Below are 24,902 nucleotides of genomic sequence, written 5' to 3'. Positions count from 1 at the left end.
TCTAAAAACGAGTTTTAGGTTCGATCCAGTCTGTGCTGGCTTGACTGCCGAAAACTAGGGGTTTGTCCTCGGTGACTGCTACCGTTTGCCCTGTCATATCCACTGCACAAAGAGGCCAAGATCGATCGCCCAAATTGCCTGCGCGGAACAGAACTTTTCCGGGACAAACTTGACTCCAACCCAACAATACAGCATGAGTGTAAAGACTGCGAGCGGGAGCAACGGTATAAGTGTAGTTATCATTTTTGTCCCAAATGACACCGTAGTCGGACATATCGGAAGAGTTGAAAAGTGCTTCAAATTCGCGGGCGAGAATGCGGGAACCGTCTTGATTCCAAGAAACAGGCACTAAAATGGCGATCGTCCCGGACATATCTGTATCATCGCTACCATACATCCCACTTTCGGCCAGTGGCGAAGCAGCCGCCACTGTTTGCAGTTCGCCGGTTTTGAGATTTTCCACAAACATGACGCTGCTAACCCGACACTGGGAGAATTCCGGCTGCACTTGCAACTCAATTCGACTGTAAGCTGCGTATTGGCCGTTAGTTGATACTAGGGATGGACTGCGATAATAGCGGAGGCCTGTGCCGGCAGTGGAGCTCACTTTAGCATGAGTGGCACTAATCCATTCCCAAGGAACGGGATAAGGGCTATTTAAAGGGTCAGTCATCGGTTTTTTTTCCAAAAGTTTTACTGAATTATCCAACAGATTCAGGCTGGCACGCAACAAACTAGAAACCGGGTTTCTGCCTCGATGCTTCGCCACCAAACCCCAGATTTATAGAAACCGGGTTTCTTTTTTAGATTTTAGATTGGAGGCCAAATCTCAAATCTCAAATCTCAAATTTCAAATCGGATAGGTAAGATAGTATCGAAATTAATCTGGTATGTACACCGAGAGGGATGAAATATGACGCGATCTTTTAACCAAAAACCTTCAATCCCCCCCACTCGCGTCTCCAAGTCGCGGGGAAAAGGTTTGCTTGTACTGTCGCTGATTTTTCGACTGCTGCTGCTGGGGGTGGGCAGCGGTTTTGCGTGGGTTCTGGGGATGGCGATCGCTCAAATTTATCCGTCAGGCGCGACGGAGATGCCGCTGGCAGAGAGATTGCTGCGTGTAACTCAAAATTTGACCTCCAGCCCGAAACGCGCCCCAGCAACGCCAATTCCGGCGCTCCCGCCACCAACCGCTACACCAACTCCCCAGTCAACAGTCAGTCCTGCCCAGAGAGAGAAATTGCAGTCGGATTTGAGACAGTTGCAGGGCGAACTCAACGCGCTGATTGGTCGCACCGCGGCTTTGGAGAGTCAGTTGGGCAGCAGCCGCCCGACGGAAACTTTGGAAAAGCGTTTGCAGTTGATGTCGCGGGAATTGGCGGCGCCGGAAACGGCGGCAAGTGTTGCCCCTGCTTTACCGGCGATCGGCAGCAGCCCGAGTCTGAACCCTGAAACGGTGAATACTGCCCCACAGAATGCCAATAATCCGGTGTTTGGGGGGGATGGGCTGATGGTGACTCTACCCAGCGATGTTTTGTTTGATACTGGCAGTATTTCTTTGCGCGCGGGAACTAATGCGATTTTGGACAATTTGGTGGCGGAGTTGAGTAATCACGAGGGGGCAACTGTGCGGGTTGCGGGCCACACTGACGACGCGGGGGAAGCGGCGGATAATCGCAATGTGTCGTTTGCGCGGGCTCAGGCGGTGGTGCAGTATTTGTCGGGTGTACTCGGTCAGAAGTATCATTGGGTGGCGATCGGCTATGGGGAAAGTCGCCCTTCGGTGGATAATAGTTCCGATACTAATCGGCAGCGCAACCGCCGCATTGAAGTGGCAATTAGTCCTTAGTTTTTAGCGATCAGTAATCAGTCACCAGTTATTAGACTTATTACATCAATCTTTGATTAATAGGGAAACTGCCGATGCCACACAGAGGCATTTCAGCATAGGAGAGCGAAGGCATACAATTCAAGTCTAGTCTTTAGTTAATAGTGCGAGCTTAATATCTCGCGAGTGTTCTTTTCGCGAGATATTAAGCTCGCACTGCACTTTCAAGCATATTATGCCGATTCCAAGAGAAACGATATAAATTAAATATTTCAATTCCCCTCTCCCTATTGCCCCATTTCCCCATCTTCCACGCTATCAAGCCGAAGGTGTAAGAGGTGGCAAGTCAGAATTATTTTTAGCTTGATCTATTGCCTCTCGATGTTCGCTCCTAAGTTTCGGTTTTAAATACAAGTTCTCAATCAAAGCTGCTACTCCCGCAAACCAAGGCGGCACAATTACAGCTCCAATAATTCCTAATACTTGAACGCCTCCCAAGACAGACAGCAATTGATATAAAGGATGCACACCAACCGATGAACCAACCAGCAAAGGATCGAGTACGTAAGTTTCTAAATTCTGGATGATTACAAATAACAGTAATACCCACACAAGTACCCAGCCACCTTTAGCTAATGCTACGATTAATGCTGGTACTGCTCCTAACACTGGGCCGATGAAGGGAATCAAGTTGGTAACACCTGCGATCGCACCCAAGCCTAAAGAAAATTCCGGCATTCCCAAAATGCTCAAACCTGTGGTAATAAATATCCCTAAAATGCCTGAAACTAACACTCGCCCGCGAATATAACTCCCCATTCTTTGACCGATTGGCGCGGCTTGTGCGGCTAATCTTGCGTCCCAAGGTTTTGGGAAAAATTGCACCAAACTTTTGATTAATGTGTCGCTGTCCGCAACCATGTAACCTGAAATAAATAATGCTAAAACTAGGCTGAAGACACCGCCTAGAATGCCTCTCGTTAAACTGTACGATCGCAAAACCAGTTGTTGACTCGATCGAATCAGCCAATTAGTCAGCGATTGAGTGTCCACCAACTGACCCACCAAGGTTGGGGCATCGTCCGTTAGGCGACTCAATACATTAGTTGCCACAGTTCGCAAACTTTCAACATACAGTGGTAACTGTCGCAGCAGTAACTCTATTTGTTCGATGACCGTCGGCCCGATTAACACTACCGTCCCGCTAAATCCGCCGATGAGAGTTAAATAAACCATAATCACTGCCAGCCAGCGGGGAACCCGCATGGTTTGGGCCCAATTCACGATCGGGACGATCGAAGCAGCCAGCACAACTGATATCATCAGAATTACTAGCAGGCTCCGCAATTGCCACAGCAGCACTAGCAGCAAGGACGATGCTACAATTAGCAGCAAGTTAGGTAAAGAAATGGTAATCCGCTGTTCTGACATGATTAAGTAATCAAGGTTTGTATTGACGCTTATGTCATCCCGCAGGGCGGGTTTATTTATATTCTCATTTACCAAATGTAGGTCGGGTCAAACCCGCACCTACTCATATTACAATAAAAAGTAACATCGATTCAAAAAAAAATAAGATGCAACCCCCATATTCAACCCAAGATTTCTCCACTATTTCGTCTATAAAATCACCAACGCTCTTTTACGGATGGCAAAATTATCGCTGTGCTTATGATGTTTATAACCCAACTACTGCGGCACTAGATAGCATTCCTTTATTATTAATTCATCCGATAGGAGTGGGTTTGTCAAGAATCTTTTGGCATAGATTTTGTGAGAGTTGGTACAAAGCAGGGAACACTAATCCGATTTACAATCCCGACCTTTTGGGCTGCGGCGATTGCGAAATGCCGGCTGTGGCTTGCTATCCTGACGATTGGGCCGCACAGTTGCAGTATTTCTTGGAAACTGTAGTCAAAAAACCTGCGATCGTACTCGTGCAAGGTGCTTTACTGTCGGTAGCCTTGGCTTTAGCAAAAATGCAGCAGGAAAGCGACTCAAATTTAATTCGTGGCTTAGTTCTCGCAGGGCCTCCCGCTTGGGCTGTGATGAACAAACATTCGACAGAAAGACAGCAAAGAATTGTCTGGAATTTGTTAGATTCTCCCTTGGGAAACGCTTTTTATCGCTACGCCAGACGCGCTGAGTTTTTGCGTTCTTTTTCAGTGAAACAACTGTTTGGCGATGCGGCGAAAGTTGACAGCGAATGGTTGGATGCTTTGCAGGCAGGGGCGGCAAATCCTGACAGCCGACACGCGGTTTTCTCGTTTTTAGCGGGGTTGTGGCGCCAGGATTATAGCGGTACGATTCAAAAGTTCGATCGCCCCGCACTGATTGTGATGGGAGAAACAGCCTCAAGCATCAGTCAAGCGGGTAAAGAAGAGAAACCGGATGAAAGATTAGGGCAATATTTAGCCCATTTTCCCAATGCGAAAGGTTTATTAATGCCGGGGCGCAATGTTTTGCCCTACGAATCCACCGCAGAATTTGTCGCGGCTGTTGCGGAGTTTGTGAATGGGAGTTTTTAACCGCAGATATCAGCAGATGAACACAGATGAACGCGGATGGAATTTCATGTGCGTTCATCCGCGTTCATCTGCGATTAAAAAACTCTAAATTTCAACTCCGGTGCCAGATGGTTGTACCATCTTTTTGATCGATCAAAGTAATGCCCCGATCCTTGAGTTCGTTGCGAATGCGATCGCCCTCAGCGAAATTCTTAGCTTTTCGGGCATCTTTCCGCTGCTGAATCATCACCTCAATCTCCTCATCAGTTAATCCCCTAATGATTTCAACTTTATTAATACTGAAAGATGCGGAAGGGATATTGATAGTCGCACTTAGCGGGACGAGATTGGGTTTTTTAAATCCTAAAACTTCGCCTAACTTAACAAGACTCTGCCACTTGTGTTGCAACACTTCCGAAGGCATTTCCGTTTTTCCCCCATGTACAATTATATTCCTTTCGCGCCGCAATTCCTTCGCCAATTCAAACACAACAGCTAAAGCATTAGGAGTATTGAAATCATCATCCATCGCTGCTCTAAATTGCTGTACAGCCTCACTCTCCCCTATGGGCAATTTCTTGATTTTATCTACATCCCAGCCCAATTGGGAACCGTGCAAATCACCAAAAAGTAGGCTTTCTTCAAGAGTATGCCAGCCATTTTTTGCAGAGGCGATCGCCTCTTCGGTAAAATCAATTTGACTGCGGTAGTGCGCTGTTAACACAAACAGCCTCACCGCCATCGGTTCCACCGCTTTTGAGTTCTCGCTTCTTTCCAAAGCTGTATCGCCCGACCACTTCCCATCCAACAAATCGCGAATTGTAATAAAATTGTGCAAAGATTTCGACATCTTTTTGCCATTGACAGTCACAAAAGCATTGTGCATCCAATAATTAGCAAGCGACTTGCCAGTCGCGGCTTCAGATTGAGCAATTTCGTTTTCATGGTGCGGAAAAGTTAAATCGGAACCGCCGCAGTGAATGTCAATAGTTTCGCCCAAGCAATCGCGCACCATCGCCGAACATTCGATGTGCCATCCGGGGCGACCTTTTCCCCAAGATGAATCCCAAGCAGGTTCTCCGGGTTTAGCGCTTTTCCACAGGGCAAAATCTGACGAATCTTGCTTTTTTTGAGCTTCTATTTCTGCGGTTTCCAATCTACCGCTAGCCCCGGCCTGCATTTCTTCTAACTTGCGGCCGGAAAGTTTTCCGTAATCTGCAAACTGCCTCACGTTGTAGTAAACGTCGCCGCCGGAAGCATAGGCATAACCTTTATTTTCTAATTCGTGAATCAGCCGTTTAATGCCGTCGATTGTATGGGTGGCGCGGGGATATTCATCGGCCCTGAGAATATTCAGCTTGTCCATATCTACAAAATATTCCTCGATGAAGCGTTCCGCCACGGCTTCCATTGTGGAATTGGTTTCGCGGGCGCGGTTGAGAATTTTGTCGTCAATATCTGTAAAATTCTGCACGTAGCGCACATCGTATCCCCGCCACATTAGATAACGCCGCACCATGTCCCAAACAATGTAAGCGCGGGCGTGGCCGACGTGGCAGTAATCGTATACCGTAACGCCGCAGCAATATATCCGCACCTTTCCTGGTTCGAGGGGATCAAAAGGTGATTCGCGACGGGTCAAGCTGTTGTAAAGCGTTAGAGTCATTCGATTTTAGATTTTAGATTTTAGATTTTACAAGATTTACGCAGAACGTCTATGTGTAGGGTGTGCAGTACCCACCTTATCTGTATCAGTAGCGCGTCAAACCATTTTTGCGTTCAGGAGTGTTGGTTTGTAGTTGCGATCGCCCGTTAGCGAAGCTTGCATAAGACAATCGCCCAACTGCCAGCCTAGCAAATTTTGTACTAAATTTCCTCTATCCATAGTACCGCCCCAGCCGACTCAATCTCAAATCTAATTCATGTCAGAGAATCTTGACAATAGTTTCCGAGACGATCCCCGCAAGCGGAGTATTGTCAAGATTCCATGACAATCTGATCCCCAAAATCACGAAAATGCGTATAAGTACCCAGGATTGAGGGAAAAGACCCCTTGACCCGATCGCAATTTGTCTGCAACATTAAGTCATGACAAAGCGATCCCAAAGAAATGCTTGGATTAAGCACCCCTGGGAGTCGAATAGCGCGTGTGCTGCAAGCACAGCGTTGCTAGCAGCACCGATCGCACTCACAAAATCGATCTTGTCAATCAAGAATCGACAGATAAAGCTTTATTTAGATCGGGCGGTGCGCGCAGAAGCCAATAAGTCCAAACCCCGATCGCATGGGGGACAAGACAAGCTAAAAACAAGCAAGGCTTCAAAGGTTGGAGAGATTTGGAAGCTCGATAATATGTGGATTTAAAAGAGTTTCTAACTCAAAAAGTCAACACATTTGTGTTGAAAGAAAAAAATCTAACCCGCCATCCTAAATTAGTGGAGAACCAACTCATGGCAAAAGAACGCCCACCATTAGAAGAGATGACTTTGCGACAACTCCGCAGAGTGGCTAGCGAATGTGGAGTCTCTCGCTACAGCCGGATGCGGAAATCGCAACTTCTGGCATCAATTCAAGAAATTCAACGCACCAAATTTTCCTACAGCCCATCTCGCAAACTAGAGGCACAAGAAGCAGTGGAAGCAGCAAAGTTTGAACTCGGTCAAGAAGATAGAACAGGCGGTTCTTTGTCGTCTGTAGATGAAGGTTTAGCAGATTTGCCCAACGGCTACGGCGAAAGCCGGGTGGTTTTAATGCCCCGCGACCCTGAATGGGCCTACACTTACTGGGACATTCCCAACGATCGCAAAGAAGAATTGCGTCGCCAAGGAGGACAGCAACTCGCCCTGCGGATCTACGACGTTACAGATGTTAACCTCGACATTCAAAGCCCGCACAGCATTCAAGAATATCCCTGCGACGAACTGGCGCGGGAATGGTACGTGCCAATCCCCGTGAGCGATCGGGACTACGCGATCGACATCGGCTACCGCTGTGCAGATGGCCGCTGGCTGGTATTAGCTCGATCGGCTGAAGTCCGCGTTCCTCCCGTCTATCCCAGCGACTGGATTGAAGATCAATTCATCACCCTCGACTGGGAAGAAGAATTGCAGGGCAAAACATTCGCGGAACTGGTTCCTCCGGCCAAGAAACTCGCACAAGCAGTCAATGGCGGTGGTTACAGCACCAGCAACGCCATCTACGAACAAATATTCGGCATGGCAGAATCTGCCGAAGCCCTGCGCGTAGCGGGTTCTGTCTTCGGTTCCATGCAGCACGTCGCCGGTTCCGTCCAGCAAGTTGGCATCCACGAACAAGCTCTCAGTTCCTACGTGTTCCCCTCCGGCGTCGGAATGTGGGCGGCTCCCACCATGTCCGGCCTCACCACGTCGGGTGTGGGTATGTCCGGCCTCACCATGTCGGGTGTCGGTATGTCCGGTGTCGGTATGTCCGGTCTCACCATGTCTGGTTTTGGTATGTCCGGTGTCGGTATGTCGGGAGTTGGCTTCGCCGCCCCGATGCGCCCCCGCCAGTTCTGGTTAGTTGCTGATGCCGAACTGATCGTCTACGGGGCCACCGAGCCTGACGCTACCGTCTACGTAGGCGGACAGCCGATTAAACTCAATGCTGACGGCACTTTCCGCTTCCAGATGTCCTTCCAAGACGGCTTAATCGACTATCCGATTTTTGCAGTAGCAGCAGACGGCGAACAAAACCGCGCCATCCACTTGAAATTCAACCGCGAAACCCCAGAACGGCGCACCAATACCAAGCAGGATGCTGTGGTGGAATGGTTGGGCTAATCGCAAAGGTCGATCAAGCAACGGGCGATCATGCAGGTTTGTGCCAATTTTTTAACCATCACAAGGCATAGCCTCAGCCGATCGTGATTTGTTAAGGTTAATCCCAGACAACAACCCATAACACCCCCTATACACCGTTCTCCTGTTTTGAGGAGCGGTGTTTTTTGTATTTAGGACTTACTTGAAAACCGGGTTTTTATAGTAGAATAGCTCGTCGATTGGGCGATCGACAAAAGTTATACCAATGCTTAAAAGTACGGATAAATATAGATTGTATGCGAGCATCTGTAGGGACTTAGGTCAAGCTTAAGTCCCTACTTTGTTTCATCTGAGATATTGCACAATTCTCAATTACTTGTGTAGGAAAAGGCTTTTCGGCCTGTTCCACAAGAGATGAATTTCATTGTGGAACAGGCCGAAAAGCCTGTTCTTGAGAATGGTGCAAGATGTGAGTTTCATCCGATTGACAACTGCTAGCTTAGACAACTTTCTCAATATCTCTCTATAGATAGATGTCTACTTAACTCCCCTTGGACAGACTTAAAACAAAATTTGCATTCTTCAGTCAAGTATTATTAAGTAAGCTAAAGTTTACTTAAATTTTTATTGCACAAACTCGCTAAATCCAGCGAAACAAAAGAAAGCGAGTTATGAGAGAAATAAGGCGATCGCACTGCCATTTCTCAAAAGCAAATGCAAAAAATAAATTCCCCGCAGCAACGAAGCCAGAAGCGTCCCCGTCTTTTAGCCTTATTTGCTGTCACATTAGCCGCCGTCTTGCTTTTATTTATTCTGCCGGCACTGACTCAACAGCCAGTCGTGCTCACCATGTTAATGCAAGGTCAAGACCTTGTTAACTGGAAACCCTTTGTCAAAGAATTTGAACAGAAAAACCCCGACATTCGCATCAACCTCATAGAAGGGCCTTTCGACAGCAACCTCATAGAAAATCTTTACACATCTGCCTTTCTTTTAGGCGAATCGCCCTACGACATCATCAACATGGATATTGTCTGGGTTCCCAAATTTGCAGCCGCCGGTTGGGTAAGCGATTTGACAGACAAAATTCCCCCGGAACAACTTTCCAAATTCATCAAAGGTAACGTCGAAGGCGGGCGGTATCGGGGCAAACTTTACCGAATTCCCCATGCTTCCGATGCCGGAATGCTTTATTACCGCAAAGACATTTTAGAACAAGCGAAAATTCCAGCCCCGAAAACCTTTGAAGAGATGGTAAAAATCTCTCAAAACTTGCAAAAACAGGGAAAAGCAACTTGGGGTTATCTGTGGCAAGGTAAACAATACGAGGGAGTATCTGCGATGTTTGTTGAAGTGCTCTCCGGTTTCGGCGGCTTCTGGGCTAACCCGCAAACTTTTGAAGTTGGGTTAGATAAACCCGAGGCAATTAAAGCAGTGGAATTTCTCAAAAATACGATCGCCTCTGGCATTTCTCCTCCGGGTGTCACCACCTACGGCGAAGAAGAAACCCGGCTGTTGTTTCAAAACGGCAAAGCACTTTTTTTGCGAAACTGGCCGTATGTTTGGAAGCTGGCAAATGCCGAAGGATCGAATGTTAGGGGCAAAATTGCGATCGAGCCAATGCTCAGCAGTATCGGTCAAACAGGCGGTTCCTGCTTGGGCGGCTGGGGCTGGGGAATTGCCAAAACCTCAAAACATCCAGAACAAGCGTGGAAAGCAATTCAGTACCTTACCAGCGAGGAAACACAACGCAAATTTATTTTACAAACCGGTTTAGTTCCCAGTTACAAATCCCTATTTATTAACAAAGAAATAGTCGCAAAATATCCCCACTACCCGCAACTGCTAAAAGTAGTGGAACGGTCAGCTTTGCGCCCGCCCCTGGCACAATACGCTCAAGCTTCTGATATTTTGCAGCGTTATTTGAGTTCAGCTTTTACCGGGAGAATGAGTGCAGAACAAGCAATGAAAGCAGCAGCTAGCGAAACTCGCAATTTATTAGGCAGTTTGAAACAACCCCAAGCTTCGTAAATTTGACATCTTGCCTCTGTCAGAAACAGGCAAGATGCCTGTTCCACAAAGAGTGAATTTTTTTATGGTGGGGAGTAGGGGTTGGGCATCTTGCCCGCCCGAACAGGCATCTTGCCTGTTCCACAAAAAGTTAATTCAATTGTGGGCAGTTGCTCATAGCCCGCCCAAAAATAAATTAAAGGTGAGAAATATGCAATTAGACAAGATGCGACAGCGCGAACAAAAAACCGGATGGATATTAGTAGCACCAGCTTTGATAATTCTGATGCTAGTATTTGCTTACCCAATATTGCGCGCTTTTTGGCTGAGTTTATTCACCCAAAACCTCGGTACAGAATTAAAACTGGTTTTTTCCGGTTTTGCTAACTACAGTCGAATGTTAGGCGACGGGCGTTTCTGGCAAACTTTAGGCAACACCACAGTATTTACTGTCGCCTCTGTTGTGCTGGAATTAATTATTGGTATGGGCATTGCCTTAGTCTTAAATCAATCCTTCGCAGGACGCGGCATCGTGCGGACAATTTCCCTGCTACCTTGGGCACTGCCCACTGCATTGATGGGAGTAGCTTGGGCGTGGATTTTTAACGACCAATACGGCGTAATTAACGACATTTTGAGGCGTTTGGGATTGATTCAAAATAGCATTAGCTGGTTGGGAGATCCGACTTTGGCAATGATGGCAGTGATTACAGCAGATGTGTGGAAAACTACACCCTTTGTCAGCTTGCTTTTGCTAGCGGGATTGCAATCAATTCCCGGTGATTTGTATGAAGCACACGCCATTGACGGCGCGAGTAGCTGGCAGAGTTTCCGTCAAGTTACCGTGCCCCTGCTGATGCCACAAATTGTGATTGCTGTGCTGTTTCGATTTGCCCAAGCTTTCGGCATTTTTGACTTGATTCAGGTGATGACGGGAGGGGGACCGGCGGGGGCAACGGAGACGGTTTCTATCTACATTTACAGCACGGTAATGAGGTATTTAGACTTTGGGTATGGGGCGGCTTTGGTGGTGTGTACTTTTTTGCTGTTAGTGGCAGCAGTTGCGATCGCCGCTTACCTGTTATCGAGAGCCCGCATCAATGCAGCCGGAGGAAACTAAAACGATTTTAGATTTGGGATTTTTGATTTTAGAGAACCAACTGTTGCACTTTTATTTCATTGGTACAAATTATGTCTATAGCCCGCGAACAACCTACCAAAAAAACCTTTAACATCCGGCAACTAATCTTGCCAATTTCAGCGCTCTTAATAGTCGCATATTTCATTGCACCCATCCTCTGGCAGGTGCTAACTTCTTTCAAAGTAAATGCGGATATTTCAGCGATTCCAAACGTCTACATTCCCAAACGAATTACTTTCGATCATTACCTGTCGCTGTTCCAGCGCCGCCCGTTTGCTCTTTACATTTTAAATAGCGCTTTTGTTTCCATTAGTTCAACATTACTGTGTTTAGCAGTAGGGGCTCCCGCAGCTTACGCTTTAGCCCGGTTGCGGCTGTGGAGCGAAAAAATCATCCTGGCAACTGTGACGATTGTGACACTATTTCCGGCGGTGCTGCTATTTTTGGGACTGCTAGAAATTGTCAAAGCTTTGGATTTAGGAAATAATTATTTAGCATTAATTATTCCTTATACTGCGATCAATCTGCCGCTGACAATTTTGGTGATGCGGAGTTTCTTTCAACAATTGCCAAAAGATTTGGAAGATGCGGCTAAAGTTGACGGATACAACACTTTTCAAATGCTGTGGCAAATCGTACTGCCGATGACATTTCCCGCGTTAGTCACAACGGGAATTTTAACATTTATTTCAGCTTGGAACGAGTTTATATTTGCACTAACATTTATGACTCGCGAATCTCTAAAAACCATTCCCGTCGCCACAGCTCAACTCAGCGGGGTGTCAGTCTTTGAGATTCCTTACGGCCCGATCGCCGCAGCTACCGTTTTGGGAACTTTGCCCTTGGTTTTGCTGGTTTTGGTATTCCAGCGGCGCATTGTTCAGGGTTTAACTGCGGGGGCGGTAAAAGGATAAATCGATTTTAGATTTTAGATTTTAGATTTTAGATTGAACTGGTTCCTAGGCTGTGCCTGGGAACGAGTCAAACAACACAGTCAACAGTCAACAGTCAACAGTCAACAGTTTAAAAATCATGGCAAAATTGCAACTCAAAAACCTCAATAAAACCTACAGCCCTAAAGTTGTTCCCGTAAAAGACATTAGTTTGGATGTCAGCGAAGGAGAATTTCTGACCTTGCTGGGGCCGTCGGGGTGCGGCAAATCTACGACGCTGCGGTTAATTGCAGGGTTAGAACAGCCGACTAGGGGCGAGATTAGAATTGGCGATCGCAATGTCACTTATCTCAGACCGGGCGATCGCGATATTGCAATGGTTTTTCAAAGTTACGCGCTGTATCCGCACATGACAGTATACGAGAATATGGCATCGAGTCTCAAACTTCGCAAAATCTCCTCCAGCGAAATCAATCGGTTAGTGACGGAAGTTGCAACATCCCTTGGATTGACGGAATTAATTGATCGCAAACCCGGAAAACTATCAGGCGGACAGCGGCAGCGAGTCGCCCTCGGCCGCGCATTAGTGCGCCAACCGGAAGTATTTTTGCTCGACGAACCTTTGAGCAATCTCGACGCATTATTACGGGAAAAAGTTAGGGCAGAACTCAAACAATTGTTTTCCTCCCAAAAAGCTCCTGTAGTGTACGTAACTCACGACCAAACCGAAGCCATGACGCTTTCTACCAAAGTCGCAGTTCTCAACAGCGGCAATGTGCAGCAGCTCGATCCGCCACACTTAATTTATACTCGTCCAGCAAATCAGTTTGTCGCTGGTTTTGTGGGCAGCCCGCAAATGAATTTGCTAGTGCTTAAATGCCAGGGCAATTTTGCTCAGTTGGGCGATTTTCGAGTTCGACTACCAGATATGCCGACTGTGCCCCCAGAAATTGTGTTAGGAATTCGCCCGGAACACGTCGGCTTTGCAGATGCAGAGGCCGGCAAGATGTCTGCCCCAGAGGCAATTAAAGGTGAGGTTTATTTAGTGGAAAACTTGGGAATGCAAAATTTAGTTAGCGTCCGAGTTAAAGGTTTGGAGTCAGTAACGGTGCGGGCTTTGCTGCCAAATGACCGCCACTGGAATTCAGAAATTGTAGAGCTGGTTTTTCCGCCTCAGTTGCTGCACTGGTTTGACGTGAAAACGGGCGATCGCTTGCAATAAGAATTTGCCCTGCATACCATGCTTGATTAAAAATTGTCTAACCATGTGTATAAAAAAATGTTTTTTGCTTCTAATTAAGTTATGACTTTAGTTAGAGGTAGAACTATTTGGTGGCTGTTAATGTGATATTCATGTGTGAAAAAGCTAATTGGCTGACACATAGGTTGCGTGTTTACCAAATTTTATCGCTAACCTATAACTCTATTTAGGTGGTTAATCGGAAGTTAAAGCTATGTTGGCTTTACCTCGCATTAGCTGCTGATTTTGGAGCGAGTCAATTAGATGAAAAAATGTTGAAAATTATCACCAATCAACTTAGGGAGTATTACTGAGATGAATTTGATTTCCACAGCCATTGCTCGTATCAGTTCCCTGCTTAAGGGCTTTCAAATTAAGAGTTTTTTGAGTGTTGTCCTAGTCGGTTTTCTGGTGCTGACAACCACTGTTGATTCGGGACGCACTAACAAAGGTTTTAGCACGCAAGCAAGCTCAAAATCTGAGCTCAACAATCCTGAAAGACCCCAAACAACGCGGGAATGGAGGCAAGAAGCTCGCGAAACCTCAGACTCTCCCGGCGATCGAGCTCAGAAGATTGGCCAAGAGGCAGGAGCAGCCGTGAAAGAAATGGGGGAGATGTATCAAGACACTGCTAAGAGAAGTATCCGCGAATTAAAGGATTAGTAGCTCCACCTAAAAAATATAACACTGAGAAACCTGATTGCTTTCGGGGCGCAGCCAAGAGTGCTCGCCCTTCCGGGTTTCTGAACACCTGAAAAGTTTGACGTTTAAATAGGTTGAGCTACTTAATACGACAGACGCAATCAAGTAGTCGAGCATACATAAACTAGAACAGATGCTCAAAAACCCAGTTTCTCAGGTGAAACTGGGTTTTTGAGTTGGAAGTCTTTTATGTTAAATTAAATCAAATTCGCGTTAAAAACCCGTTGCTCAGACTCGGTGGTTAAAACTGAGATATTGCAGTATTCTCAATCAACCTTTCAAGGGCACGCTAGAAACAACTGTCCACAATATAGAATTTTCGCGTAATTCCTGATGAATAAACATCTTAACAGTCTTTGCGTGACGTGCCTGCTGTTCATCCTGCCTGTTTGTCCTGCGACAATTGCCCGCGCTCAACTTCCCGAAACTTCGGAGACTAATGCCAAGCAAACAAATCTCCTCAAAGATGAACTGTTTTTTGGCTTAACCAAACCGGGAGGCGAGACAATTTCTGAATCCGAATGGCAGGAGTTTGTCAAGGCAGTTATTACCCCTCGCTTTCGCGAAGGGCTAACCGTATTAGACAGCTCCGGGCAGTTTCTCAACAGTTCGGGAATTCTGATTAGAGAAAACTCTAAAATAGTTATTTTAATTTATGAAAGTAGTCCTGAAAAAAATCAAGCTATTCATGAAATTATCGAAACTTACAAGCGCACTTTCCAGCAAGAGTCAGTGCTGCGGGCAACCAGCGAAGTTAAGGTTTCTTTCTGATGTGGTCATCCAATCAGCGTATTTATGATATTATTCGTGGTAATCAAGGTCATATCCTCAAAGATAATTAGGGTGCGGGTGCAAGAAAAATCATAATTTGTGGGTATCGATCGCAGACTGCAAAAAATCGCTATAAAAACCTGCACGGGAGAAAACAAAAACATGATGAACGACGGCAACCAAAAAGCTGAAGCGCCTGAAACCGATGATGCACAAAATTTGTCCGCCATGGCGAAAGCTTTTCTTGTTAACGTGGCTTGGTCTTACGCAGAGTCATTGGAGCGAATGAAACGCTCGCGAAATCCACAGGAACCCGCGCCGGAATCTCCGACAGAACAAGTCGAACCCGATCCTGAAAAAAATTAATGACAGACTATTAATGCGATCGATTTGCTAAACTATCTGGGGGTGCGATCGAACGCAATAGTCAATTAGCTGTTTTGAGTGAAGAACAATCAACTCAGAACAGCGAACTGTGCAGCTTAAGCCGGATTTGTATTGGATTTTACAATAAAAAAAACTGAAAGCCCCGTGACCCTTAAACAAGCTCAGGAAAAGCTTTAGTCCGGGGATAACAACTGCGTTGCAGGTTTGAACCGCAACCTATATCTATCCATAAAAGGGATTTAAACTAAACAAAGTACGGTTTTACCGCTACAGTGTACAAAACAAATAACCAATTTTTAGATCTGTCTCATGTCTAATTCAAAAATGATTGGTAAAGCGATCGCAGGTAGCCTTTGCTTGGGCATCCTCATTAGCTTCAACGCCTCACTCGGCCCAGCATCCGCAGCAACACCAACAATTGCCCAAGAAACAGCAGCCCCGGCCGCTAGCAACCTCGACCAGCAACTCCTAGGTCAATGGCAAGGCACAGTCCCCTCCGGTCAGTCTTTCACCTTCGTCTTTGCCCCAGAAGGCAAATTGTTTCTCATGGCTAAAGGCCCCGACGGAGCCGCCCGCGCCAAAGAAATGAGGTACAAAGTTAATCTCGGTGAAAAACCGATGCACATTGATGTCGGCCTCAGCAGCACAGAAACCGTTGAGACTGTTTTTGAATTGACTCCCGAAGGTCAAATGCGCCTTCAGTTGCAAGGCACCAATCCCGGACAGGCCAGACCTAATTCCTTAAACGAGCAGGCAACTGTGTTTAAAAAGGTCTCTGAGGCCACTGCACTGCCTGCTGACACTCAAGTCATAGGTTTTTGAGGAAAATTGCAGGCAGAAGGCACTTATCGCAATTGTCAATTGAGTGAGGTACTGATTGGGATTTTCGATTTTCGATTTTCGATTGCGGAATTGGTAAGAAAGCCCGCGAGTACCTCACCTGATTGAGATCCGCTATAACTAGCTCTGAGTTTTCAGATTGCCACGCTTCGCGAGGAACGAAGCAATCTTAAAACTTTCCCCGTGCCTTCTGCCTTGAACAGGCCCTGCTACAATCCACTTAATCTCCCTTTAATTTTTGTCATAGACTTCCATGAGTGAAACCGTCCTAGAAGTTCGCAACCTGCGGGTTCAATTTCAATCTGCGGACGCAGGCGATGCGTCTGCAACCGTCAAAGCGGTTGACGGCATTTCCTTTGAGGTCAAGCGAGGGCAAACTCTGGGCATCGTGGGAGAGTCGGGGTCGGGAAAATCGGTAACATCCCTGGCTGTTATGGGTTTGCTGTCGAGTTCGTCAACGAAAATCGATGGCGAAATTTGGTTTTCTCCGACAAAAGACGGCGCTAGCAATGGGCCTGTGAATCTGCTGGAAATGCCGGACAGGGAAAAACAAACATACCGGGGCAGCCAGATTGCGACGATTTTTCAAGAGCCGATGAGTTCGCTAAATCCCGTTTATACGATCGGATTTCAACTCACAGAAGCCATTTGTTTGCACCAACAGGTGTCCCAGACAGAAGCGCGGCGCCAAGCTGCTTCTCTGCTGCAAGAAGTGAAGCTGCTACCGGGCGACGATGAGCTCAGGCAGCGGTGTTTGGCTTTGCGGCAAGAGCATTCCCGGGCTGCTGCGGGAAATCAAGCAGTGATGGAGGACGATCGCGATTTGATGCAGCTTGTCAACGGCCAAAAACAAGCTATGCTCGATCGCTATCCCCACGAACTCTCAGGCGGTCAAATCCAGCGCGTGATGATTGCAATGGCCATTTCTTGCAATCCAACTTTATTAATTGCTGATGAACCTACCACGGCTTTGGACGTAACCGTGCAGGCAACAATCTTAGCTTTGCTGCGCGAGTTGCGCGACTCTAGAGGCATGGCAATGATTTTTATTACCCACGATTTGGGCGTCATTGCTGAAATTGGCGATACCGTGGCGGTGATGTACCGAGGCAAGATTGTTGAGTGCGGTGCGATCGAACAAATTTTCAGTAATCCCCAACATCCTTACACAAAAGGTTTATTAGCTTGCCGCCCAACTCTCGATCGGCAACTGCGCCGCTTGCCGACAGTTTCCGATTTTATGGATGTCACCACAAATGCTAGTGGCGAATTAGTAATTGTCGAGAAAAATGCCGATTTAGACGGCGACAATAGCGGGGGAAATTCCGCTTTTGCAACAGGAAAACCGCCTCGGCTGCCGCATATTTCCGGCCCTTTGCTAGCTGTTGATAACTTGCGAGTCGGTTTTCCGGTGCAGGGAATGTTTGGCGAAACTAAACGCTTGTTTATGGCGGTAAACGATATTTCTTTTGAGGTTTACCCGGGCGAGACTTTGGGTTTGGTGGGCGAGTCTGGCTGCGGCAAATCTACTTTGGCGAGAGCTTTGCTGCAATTAATTCCGATCGCCAGCGGTAAAGTGTTTTTTGAAGGTCAAGAAATTACGCCTCCTGCGAAAAGTATTTCGGCATCGCAGTGGATGGCTAATTATCGGATGCAAAAAGAGTACGATCGCAAATTGCGGTGGCTGCGGCGCGATCTGCAAATTATTTTTCAAGACCCTTTTAGTTCTCTCGATCCGCGTCTAAATGTTGGGGATGCGGTGATGGAACCGATGGTAATTCACCGCTTTGGTAAGAACCACAAAGAACAGCGCGAGCGCGCGGCTTATTTGTTGGATAGAGTGGGTTTAAATCCCGATTTTATGCGGCGCTACCCTCACGAGTTTTCGGGCGGACAGCGGCAGCGAATTTGTATTGCTAGAGCTTTGGCTTTGAATCCTAAGTTTATTATTTGCGATGAGTCGGTTTCGGCATTAGATGTGTCGGTGCAGGCGCAAGTTTTAAATTTGCTGAAGGAGTTGCAAACAGAGTTTGGACTGACTTATATTTTTATTTCTCATGATTTGAGCGTGGTCAAGTTTATGAGCGATCGCGCGATCGTCATGAACAAAGGTAAAATCGAGGAAATTGGCACTGCTGAGCGCATTTACAGGCAGCCGCAGCAAGCTTACACCCGGCAGCTTATAGCTGCTATTCCTGCGGGAAATTTGGAGCGAATTCGGCAACAGCAACTAGGTCGCCAAGCTGCGTGGCTCCCGTCGCCTGCAAATGAATCAGAACAAAATTGATATTTAGTGTTTTAAACTCGTATCAAGTACCAATTGCCTGTGACCAATTACCAATTACTAATTAACCATTACGGGCGAACATCTCCTGCAAGGAAAAACTGCTATGAAGGTTTTTTTCTTTTTATCTTCACAAATCAGCAGTTTATATTTATTTTAACTTCATAATTTATGCTCAACTTCAACCTGTTTGAACTTGACTAATATTCCGGGCTGTTTAACCCACAGCCAGGACTCTCCACGCAGTATTTTCGTACATCCAACGCGGTCATTCCTGGACGCAAAAAGTGGTATAACACGCTACTATAACCCGGTAAGGATCTTCATGTGCAGCGTACATAATTAGGTTCTGCGTCCAGGACTACCTAAATTAGGCTAAATGTCCAATGACTAACAACAATAAGTAGCGTAGTATTATAGATAAACTCTCTCTCTGAGCCGGAAAAAGTAGAAAATGCCCACCCCACCTAAAAAGAGATTGCTCCCTAATTCCGTAAATACACTTAATTCTCTGGTGGGGTTGCGTAGATTTACGCAAATCTTAAAAGGCTAGATTTCGCAAGCTAGGAAAGTTTTACAATATTTAAACATCTTTATTCTTGTAATTTTGGCTCATCAAAAGTAAAACGGGATCAAGAGTAAAAAAATGAAATCTTCTGTTCGTATCGAAGAATCAAAAAGCACTAAATTCTCGAACTTAATGCAAGTGTTGTGGACAAAAATTACGGCAGTAGTCACCAGAATAGAAAAGGCAGAATCTAGAAAGAACTATGAAAAAAAAATCAGCGTAGCGACGATCGCCCCTGGCAGTGTATTCTCAATTTTGATAATTGTACTGCTTGTCTTAAACGGGTGGCTGGTAGCTGGCAGTCGTGATAATTTCTACGATAGCCCACTCGCCCTGGGATTTTTGGCAATAGCAAATTTTGTCTTTTTAGCGGTATCGGCGCGCTCAAACGCCTCTGCTGTCGTAGCCCAAAACGATCGCCCCTCCAGCGAACCCAACGGGGGCGATCTCTTTTTTACCCTATCGCTAGATCTGCTGTGCGTCCTTGGTTTTGACGGTTATGTAAAACTCATCAACCCAGCAGCAGAAAAAATACTCGGCTATTCCCCAGGAGAAATGATTGGCCAACTCTTCCTCGAATTCGTGCATCCAGACGATCGCGAAGCTACTTTAAAAGAAGCTGAAAGTCTGGCTGCGGGGAATAATACCGTTGGGTTTGAAAACCGCTGGCGCTGTCGGAACGGTTCTTACAAGTGGATAGCCTGGACTGGTAGCCGTTTCTGGGAGGAAGAATTGATGTATGGTGTCGGCCGCGACATTACCGCTCAAAAACAAGCAGAAGCAGCGCTGCAAGAGAGTCAGCGTTTTGTTGAGCGAATTGCCAATACCAGTCCGAATCTTCTCTTTGTTTACGATGAAAGCGAGCAGCGAAATGTCTACAGCAACCGCGAAATCAGTGACATCCTCGGCTATACCGCCGAAGAAGTTGAAAACATGGGCAGCAATCTACTGCCCACCATCATCCACCCTGACGACTTAGCTAAATTTCCCGGATATTTTCAGCAATTAGAAAATGCTCCCGACGGCGAAGTTATTGAGTACGAATATCGGGTACGCGATCGACAAAATTGTTGGCACTGGTTAGTCAGCCGGAATATTGTATTTAGCAGAACCGAGGAGGGAAAAATTAAGCAGCGTCTCGGTGCTGCTACGGACATTACAGAGCGCAAAATAGCAGAACAAGCTTTAGCAGAACAATTGAAACTTTCTTTATTCACAGCAGATGTGGGAATTGTTCTAACTCAAAACCAGGGTTTGCGTACAACTTTGCAATATTGCGCCGATGCAGTTGTGCGCCATTTGGATGTTGCCTTTGCTCGGATTTGGACATTGAATGAAGACGGAAATGTATTGCAACTGCAAGCAAGCGCGGGGATATATACTCATATTGACGGCGCTCACAGCCGCATTGCTGTCGGCGAGTTCAAGATTGGTTTAATCGCCCTGGAGCGACAACCTCACATCACTAATTGTGTGCAAGAAGATCCCCGAGTCAGCGACAAAGAATGGGCCTCACGAGAAGGAATGGTGGCTTTTGCTGGATATCCGCTAATTGTTGACAATCAGTTGCTGGGAGTAATCGCGATGTTTGCTCGCCAAGAGTTGAACGAATCAACCCTGATTGCTTTGGCGTCAAGTGCCGATACGATCGCCCTGGGGATTAAGCGCAAACAAACAGAAGAAGCTCTCGCCACACAAAAGCAAACTTTGAGGGCAATTATTGACAACGCTCCCATTTGGGTGTGGCTGACTGACACTAAAGGCAAGATGCTGTTGGTTAACAAAACTTTTTGCGAATCTGTGAACGTTCCTGAAGAAAGATTTTTGGCAGCATCTCACTGTTGTGAAATTTTGGGAGCGGAAGCATTTGCTAACTGCATGGCGTCTGACGTGCAAGTCTGGAGTCAAGATAGTCCTTTTTATGCTGATGAAATTATCAAGTTTGCTGACGGTAAAAATCACCATTTAGAGGTAATTAAAGCTAAGGTAAAAGAGGCCAACGGCAGCGCGATAGGCTTAATCGGCTTGGGTTTGGACGTTACACAACAAAAAGAAGCTCAACTCAAATTGCAAGCTTCGGAAGCGAGATTCCGGAAGTTAGCGGAGCAGGAAGCGCTGCTGAACCAGCTAGCTAGCAATATCCGCGAATCTCTAGATTTAGATACTATTTTGGCAACAACTGTGCAGCAGATTCGCGACTTGCTGCAAGTCGATCACTGTGTGTTTATCTGGTATTTGCCCGACGCTTCGCCGCCTGCTTGGGATGTCGTCCACGAAGCTAAGAATGATGACTTGTCCTCGCTTTTGGGTTATTTTCCTGCTGACATAACGGGTATGCTGCCACAAAAAATCGCTAATTTGGAAGTTTATCAAATAGATGATGTTACAACTGTCAGCGATCCCGTAGAACAAAAGTTCTTTTTGGAGGTTGGTTGCAAGTCTGTTTTGGATTTGCCGATTAAAAGTGCCGGAGGTTTAACTGGTGTTGTTAGCTGCATTTCTTGCAGCGAGGTGCGTAAGTGGACAAAAGAGGAAGTGGAGTTAATGGAGGCAATTGGCGATCAATTGGCGATCGCCATCAGTCAATCTGAACTTTACACTCAAAGCCTCGATTCAGCCCGGATAGCGCAAGAACAAGCTGCTAAACTCGAAGTAACTCTGTGCGAGCTCCAGCAAGCTCAAACTCAACTCGTGCAGGCCGAAAAAATGTCGAGTCTCGGTCAGATGGTTGCGGGGATTGCCCATGAAATCAATAACCCGGTCAGCTTTATCTTCGGCAATCTTACCTACACAGAAGAATACACCAGAAACCTGATGAAACTGCTGCAAATGTATCGAGATGAATACCCGCAACCTTCTCCAGCAATTCAGGAGGAAATAGAGGTGTTAGAGCTGGATTTTGTGCTAGACGACTTGCCGAAAATGCTGTCTTCTATGCAGGTGGGAGCCACTCGCATCCGGGATATCGTGCGGAGTTTGCGAAATTTCTCTCGCCTCGATGAATCTGACATGAAAAAGGTTAACATTCACGAAGGCATCGACAGCACATTGATGATTTTAGAACACCGTTTGAAAGTTCAGCCCGTTAACGTAGTGGCTACGGATTACCATCGCCCAGCAATTCAAATCGTTAAAGAATACGGAAAATTGCCACGGGTGGAGTGCTACGCCGGACTATTGAATCAGGTGTTTATGAATATTATTGCTAACGCTATTGACGTGTTACAAGAACCGCTAGAACATCCGGGAATTATCCGCATTCGTACAGAGGTAGAAGGTACTCTCGCTGTGATTAGAATTGCTGATAACGGTCCAGGTATCACCGATCAAGTCAAGCAACGGATATTTGACCCGTTCTATACTACCAAACGGATCGGTTCAGGAACGGGGATGGGTTTAGCGATTTCCCATTCAATTATTGTAGAAAAACATAAAGGTGAAATTAAGTGTTTATCGGTGGTGGGGAAAGGCACTGAATTTATAATCGAGATTCCGATTAAAAGACCAGAAAATTAAATTGGTTTGTCGGTGAAAATACTAATTTGCATCAGTTGGAAAAACCTGATTTTTTTTGTACAAACCTTAAGACTGACACACCCTACAGGATACAAACAGAGAAAAGTTATTTTACCAGAAATTTGTCTGGTGCGTATTGCCCACCCTCCAACTAAAATTGATATGATATTAAAAATCTAAAATCTAAAATCTAAAATCTAAAATGGCATTACCTCCCGGTAGTTTCGGTTTACCCCTAATTGGCGATACCCTCAACTTTTTGCAAGATTCCCAATTTGCCAAAAAACGCCACCAGCAGTACGGGCCCATTTTCAAAACCAGCATTTTCGGACAGCCTACCGTGTTTGTGCGTGGCCAAGAGGCTAGTTTGTTTGTTTTAAGCAATGAAAACCAATATTTTGTTGTGAGTTTTCCTCCGAGTACCAAAGCGCTTTTAGGGTCGCTTTCCTTGTCACTGCAAACGGGTGCTAACCACCAAAATCGGCGCAAGTTGCTGTACCAAGCGTTTCAGCCTAGAGCTTTAGCCGGCTACATCGGTGCGATGGAAGATATCACTCAGCGCTATTTGGAAAAATGGGTCAAAATGGAAACCATGACTTGGTATCCTGAACTGAGAAATTATACTTTTGATGTTGCGGGTAAGTTGTTAGTAGGGATGGAAAAAGGTTCGGAAACGGCGCTAGGACATTATTTTGAAACTTGGTCTAAGGGTTTATTTTCGATTCCTTTAGATGTGCCGTGGAGTCAGTTTGGTAAAGCTAAAAAGTGCCGAAAGCTGCTGTTGGCAGAACTTGAAAAGATTATTCGCGATCGCAAACAAGGAACCCATAGTGGCAATGATGCTTTGAGTTTGCTGATTTCGGCTCGCGATGAGGAGGGAAATAGTTTGAGTTTGGATGAGTTAAAAGATCAAGTGCTGTTGTTGCTGTTTGCGGGACACGAAACTTTAACTTCGGCGATCGCCTCTTTTTGCCTTCTGCTAGCCCAACATCCCGATGTGATGGCAAAAGTGCGGGCCGAACAGCAGCAGTTCCCCGCAACTGAACCGCTAACCTTGGAACAGCTCAAACAAATGACTTATTTAGAACAGGTGCTGCGAGAAGTGCTGCGTCTAGTTCCACCGGCTGGAGGTGTTTTTCGGACAGTAATTAATGCTTGTGAGTTCGGCGGCTATGAAATTCCCAAGGGTTGGACCGTGGTTTCTGGGATTACTCAAACCCATCAGGATAGTCAACTTTATCCTGAACCAGCTCGATTCGACCCCGATCGATTTAGCTCTGAGCGATCGCCTAAACCTTTCAGCTACGTGCCCTTTGGCGGCGGTTTGCGAGAATGTTTGGGCAAAGAATTTGCCCGATTAGAGATGAAGTTGTTTGCAGCAAAGATGGTTCGGGAGTACGAGTGGGATCTGTTACCGGATCAAGATTTGAATTTGATCACAATACCGATGCCTCATCCTCGCGACGGTTTGCGAGTAAAATTTCGTCGAACAACAATGAAATAAGTAAAAGCTTCAGTTCTACACCCTCCTAATTTTCCTCTTCTTCTTGAGAACAGGCTTTCCGGCCTGTTCCACAAGAGATGAATTTTATTGTGCGGAGTAGGGGTTGGGCTTCTAGCCCGCCCTGAAAGCCTGATTGATAATGGCGCAAGATCTCAGTCTCAATCAACATCCAATTGCATCGACCCCAAATACTTAGTTAAATAAGGAGAAAAAACCTCATAAATCAGAGTCAATGGCTTCCCGTGATGCCAAAACAAATAGTGCCGCCCCCAAAAAGGGCCCGACTCTTCAAACGCTGATTCCAAAGCAGCCGAATCACCACAATAAATGCCCTGCACATCGCGATACAATTCTGTCCGCAGCCTCGCTAAACTAGCCCAAATTGGCAACGATTTATTTTGCAAATATTCATCTACGTGGCTCGCTTCCCACCAAGATGTCGCATAGGCCAGGCGCTGTCCCGAAGCAGTCCGCAGCCACACTTGGCGGCGCAGGCGCGGCCCCGGAACCGCAACAATTTGCTGGGGCGCGCCGTCTGCGTCTTCACCCACTAAAGACATATCGATCACATCTACTTCTGTGGGTTCCCCTGTCAGCAGTTGCAGGTGACGGGTGGGGGAACCGTCGCCTAGGAGCAGTATTTGCCATGCCGGTGCGAGCTTGGTGTGGGGCAAACCCTTCTGTACTGCGTCTTCGGCTCCTTGCCACAGAGGGTTGAGAGCGTGCCAGGTGCGGCTGTTTTTGGGTGTGAATGTTGCAGTCAAGGGTCTTTACAAAACTTAATTTTTTGTTTATTATAACGCTTCTTCAATTATCCGCTCAAAAACCAAAAATTGATCGACCGAGGACGAGCGCCCATAGGATGCCCGGTTAAATAGTTATAATACTTCTGTTCGGGATTTTTATTCTTCCTTCTTCCTTCTTCCTTCTTC

The 24,902-nt window shown here is 46.3% G+C and carries 18 protein-coding genes; 14 read left to right on the top strand and 4 right to left on the bottom strand.

Translation table 11 applies throughout. The features are described 5' to 3' along the window. Position 1: 1 nt before the first annotated feature. Positions 2 to 673 (bottom strand): hypothetical protein, encoded by a 672-nt coding sequence (locus QUA57_RS14100; RefSeq protein ID WP_333061573.1) that lies wholly within the window; start codon positions 671 to 673, stop codon positions 2 to 4. 240 nt (positions 674 to 913) lie between these two features. On the opposite strand from QUA57_RS14100, the gene QUA57_RS14095 reads away from it, so the two are divergent. Then, entirely contained in the window at positions 914 to 1,849 is a 936-nt protein-coding gene (locus QUA57_RS14095; RefSeq protein ID WP_333061574.1) for an OmpA family protein, read from the top strand. Between the two features lie 297 nt (positions 1,850 to 2,146). Here QUA57_RS14095 and QUA57_RS14090 read toward each other — a convergent pair whose 3' ends face one another. Beyond that, positions 2,147 to 3,259, bottom strand: a complete 1,113-nt coding sequence (locus tag QUA57_RS14090) for an AI-2E family transporter (protein WP_333061575.1) — start codon at positions 3,257 to 3,259, stop codon at positions 2,147 to 2,149. 146 nt (positions 3,260 to 3,405) lie between these two features. Between QUA57_RS14090 and QUA57_RS14085 the strand changes: the two genes are divergently transcribed. Further along, on the top strand, positions 3,406 to 4,356 hold the full coding sequence (locus QUA57_RS14085) for an alpha/beta fold hydrolase (RefSeq protein ID WP_333061576.1): 951 nt from the start codon (positions 3,406 to 3,408) through the stop codon (positions 4,354 to 4,356). A 91-nt stretch (positions 4,357 to 4,447) separates the two neighbouring features. Here the strand turns inward: QUA57_RS14085 and cysS are convergent, their stop codons facing one another. After that, positions 4,448 to 6,001, bottom strand: a complete 1,554-nt coding sequence (cysS, locus tag QUA57_RS14080; RefSeq protein ID WP_333061578.1) for a cysteine--tRNA ligase — start codon at positions 5,999 to 6,001, stop codon at positions 4,448 to 4,450. A 784-nt stretch (positions 6,002 to 6,785) separates the two neighbouring features. Here cysS and QUA57_RS14075 point away from each other — a divergent pair. From QUA57_RS14075 to QUA57_RS14020, 12 genes are all read left to right on the top strand, one after another. Next, entirely contained in the window at positions 6,786 to 8,135 is a 1,350-nt protein-coding gene (locus tag QUA57_RS14075) for a DUF4912 domain-containing protein (RefSeq protein WP_333061579.1), read from the top strand. Positions 8,136 to 8,828: 693 nt separating this feature from the next. Continuing rightward, a complete protein-coding gene (locus QUA57_RS14070) occupies positions 8,829 to 10,145 on the top strand; it encodes an ABC transporter substrate-binding protein (RefSeq protein ID WP_333061580.1) in 1,317 nt (438 codons plus the stop codon). Between the two features lie 190 nt (positions 10,146 to 10,335). Continuing rightward, positions 10,336 to 11,244, top strand: a complete 909-nt coding sequence (locus QUA57_RS14065) for a sugar ABC transporter permease (RefSeq protein ID WP_333061581.1) — start codon at positions 10,336 to 10,338, stop codon at positions 11,242 to 11,244. A gap of 71 nt (positions 11,245 to 11,315) precedes the next feature. Next, the gene (locus tag QUA57_RS14060; RefSeq protein ID WP_333061582.1) at positions 11,316 to 12,179 is read left to right on the top strand and encodes a carbohydrate ABC transporter permease; all 864 of its coding nucleotides are present in this window, start codon (positions 11,316 to 11,318) and stop codon (positions 12,177 to 12,179) included. 118 nt (positions 12,180 to 12,297) lie between these two features. Beyond that, positions 12,298 to 13,380, top strand: coding sequence for an ABC transporter ATP-binding protein (locus QUA57_RS14055; RefSeq protein WP_333061583.1), 1,083 nt, complete (start codon positions 12,298 to 12,300; stop codon positions 13,378 to 13,380). Positions 13,381 to 13,713: 333 nt separating this feature from the next. After that, a complete protein-coding gene (locus QUA57_RS14050; RefSeq protein ID WP_333061585.1) occupies positions 13,714 to 14,061 on the top strand; it encodes a hypothetical protein in 348 nt (115 codons plus the stop codon). A gap of 372 nt (positions 14,062 to 14,433) precedes the next feature. Next, on the top strand, positions 14,434 to 14,871 hold the full coding sequence (locus QUA57_RS14045) for a DUF3574 domain-containing protein (protein WP_333061587.1): 438 nt from the start codon (positions 14,434 to 14,436) through the stop codon (positions 14,869 to 14,871). Between the two features lie 99 nt (positions 14,872 to 14,970). After that, a complete protein-coding gene (locus QUA57_RS14040; RefSeq protein ID WP_333061588.1) occupies positions 14,971 to 15,237 on the top strand; it encodes a hypothetical protein in 267 nt (88 codons plus the stop codon). Positions 15,238 to 15,567: 330 nt separating this feature from the next. Further along, positions 15,568 to 16,080 (top strand): hypothetical protein, encoded by a 513-nt coding sequence (locus tag QUA57_RS14035; RefSeq protein ID WP_333035161.1) that lies wholly within the window; start codon positions 15,568 to 15,570, stop codon positions 16,078 to 16,080. Positions 16,081 to 16,351: 271 nt separating this feature from the next. Beyond that, positions 16,352 to 18,385 carry an ABC transporter ATP-binding protein gene (locus tag QUA57_RS14030; protein WP_333061589.1) on the top strand — a complete coding sequence of 678 codons (2,034 nt, stop codon included), beginning with the start codon at positions 16,352 to 16,354 and terminating at the stop codon, positions 18,383 to 18,385. A 643-nt stretch (positions 18,386 to 19,028) separates the two neighbouring features. Next, entirely contained in the window at positions 19,029 to 22,466 is a 3,438-nt protein-coding gene (locus QUA57_RS14025) for a PAS domain S-box protein (RefSeq protein ID WP_333061590.1), read from the top strand. A 202-nt stretch (positions 22,467 to 22,668) separates the two neighbouring features. Next, a complete protein-coding gene (locus QUA57_RS14020) occupies positions 22,669 to 23,970 on the top strand; it encodes a cytochrome P450 (protein ID WP_333061591.1) in 1,302 nt (433 codons plus the stop codon). Between the two features lie 158 nt (positions 23,971 to 24,128). Here QUA57_RS14020 and QUA57_RS14015 read toward each other — a convergent pair whose 3' ends face one another. Next, the gene (locus QUA57_RS14015) at positions 24,129 to 24,734 is read right to left on the bottom strand and encodes a chorismate lyase (RefSeq protein ID WP_242718747.1); all 606 of its coding nucleotides are present in this window, start codon (positions 24,732 to 24,734) and stop codon (positions 24,129 to 24,131) included. Between the last annotated feature and the right edge of the window lie 168 nt (positions 24,735 to 24,902).

The organism is Microcoleus sp. Pol7_B2 (assembly GCF_036701035.1).
Classification (GTDB): domain Bacteria; phylum Cyanobacteriota; class Cyanobacteriia; order Cyanobacteriales; family Microcoleaceae; genus Microcoleus.
This window is presented reverse-complemented; position numbering and strand designations above follow the sequence as displayed.

Coding starts and splice junctions, on each gene's coding strand:
- QUA57_RS14100 (WP_333061573.1), bottom strand. CDS start 673: ATGACTGACCCTTTAAATAGCCCTTATCCCGTTCCTTGGGAATGGATT.
- QUA57_RS14095 (WP_333061574.1), top strand. CDS start 914: ATGACGCGATCTTTTAACCAAAAACCTTCAATCCCCCCCACTCGCGTC.
- QUA57_RS14090 (WP_333061575.1), bottom strand. CDS start 3,259: ATGTCAGAACAGCGGATTACCATTTCTTTACCTAACTTGCTGCTAATT.
- QUA57_RS14085 (WP_333061576.1), top strand. CDS start 3,406: ATGCAACCCCCATATTCAACCCAAGATTTCTCCACTATTTCGTCTATA.
- cysS (WP_333061578.1), bottom strand. CDS start 6,001: ATGACTCTAACGCTTTACAACAGCTTGACCCGTCGCGAATCACCTTTT.
- QUA57_RS14075 (WP_333061579.1), top strand. CDS start 6,786: ATGGCAAAAGAACGCCCACCATTAGAAGAGATGACTTTGCGACAACTC.
- QUA57_RS14070 (WP_333061580.1), top strand. CDS start 8,829: ATGCAAAAAATAAATTCCCCGCAGCAACGAAGCCAGAAGCGTCCCCGT.
- QUA57_RS14065 (WP_333061581.1), top strand. CDS start 10,336: ATGCAATTAGACAAGATGCGACAGCGCGAACAAAAAACCGGATGGATA.
- QUA57_RS14060 (WP_333061582.1), top strand. CDS start 11,316: ATGTCTATAGCCCGCGAACAACCTACCAAAAAAACCTTTAACATCCGG.
- QUA57_RS14055 (WP_333061583.1), top strand. CDS start 12,298: ATGGCAAAATTGCAACTCAAAAACCTCAATAAAACCTACAGCCCTAAA.
- QUA57_RS14050 (WP_333061585.1), top strand. CDS start 13,714: ATGAATTTGATTTCCACAGCCATTGCTCGTATCAGTTCCCTGCTTAAG.
- QUA57_RS14045 (WP_333061587.1), top strand. CDS start 14,434: ATGAATAAACATCTTAACAGTCTTTGCGTGACGTGCCTGCTGTTCATC.
- QUA57_RS14035 (WP_333035161.1), top strand. CDS start 15,568: ATGTCTAATTCAAAAATGATTGGTAAAGCGATCGCAGGTAGCCTTTGC.
- QUA57_RS14030 (WP_333061589.1), top strand. CDS start 16,352: ATGAGTGAAACCGTCCTAGAAGTTCGCAACCTGCGGGTTCAATTTCAA.
- QUA57_RS14025 (WP_333061590.1), top strand. CDS start 19,029: ATGAAATCTTCTGTTCGTATCGAAGAATCAAAAAGCACTAAATTCTCG.
- QUA57_RS14020 (WP_333061591.1), top strand. CDS start 22,669: ATGGCATTACCTCCCGGTAGTTTCGGTTTACCCCTAATTGGCGATACC.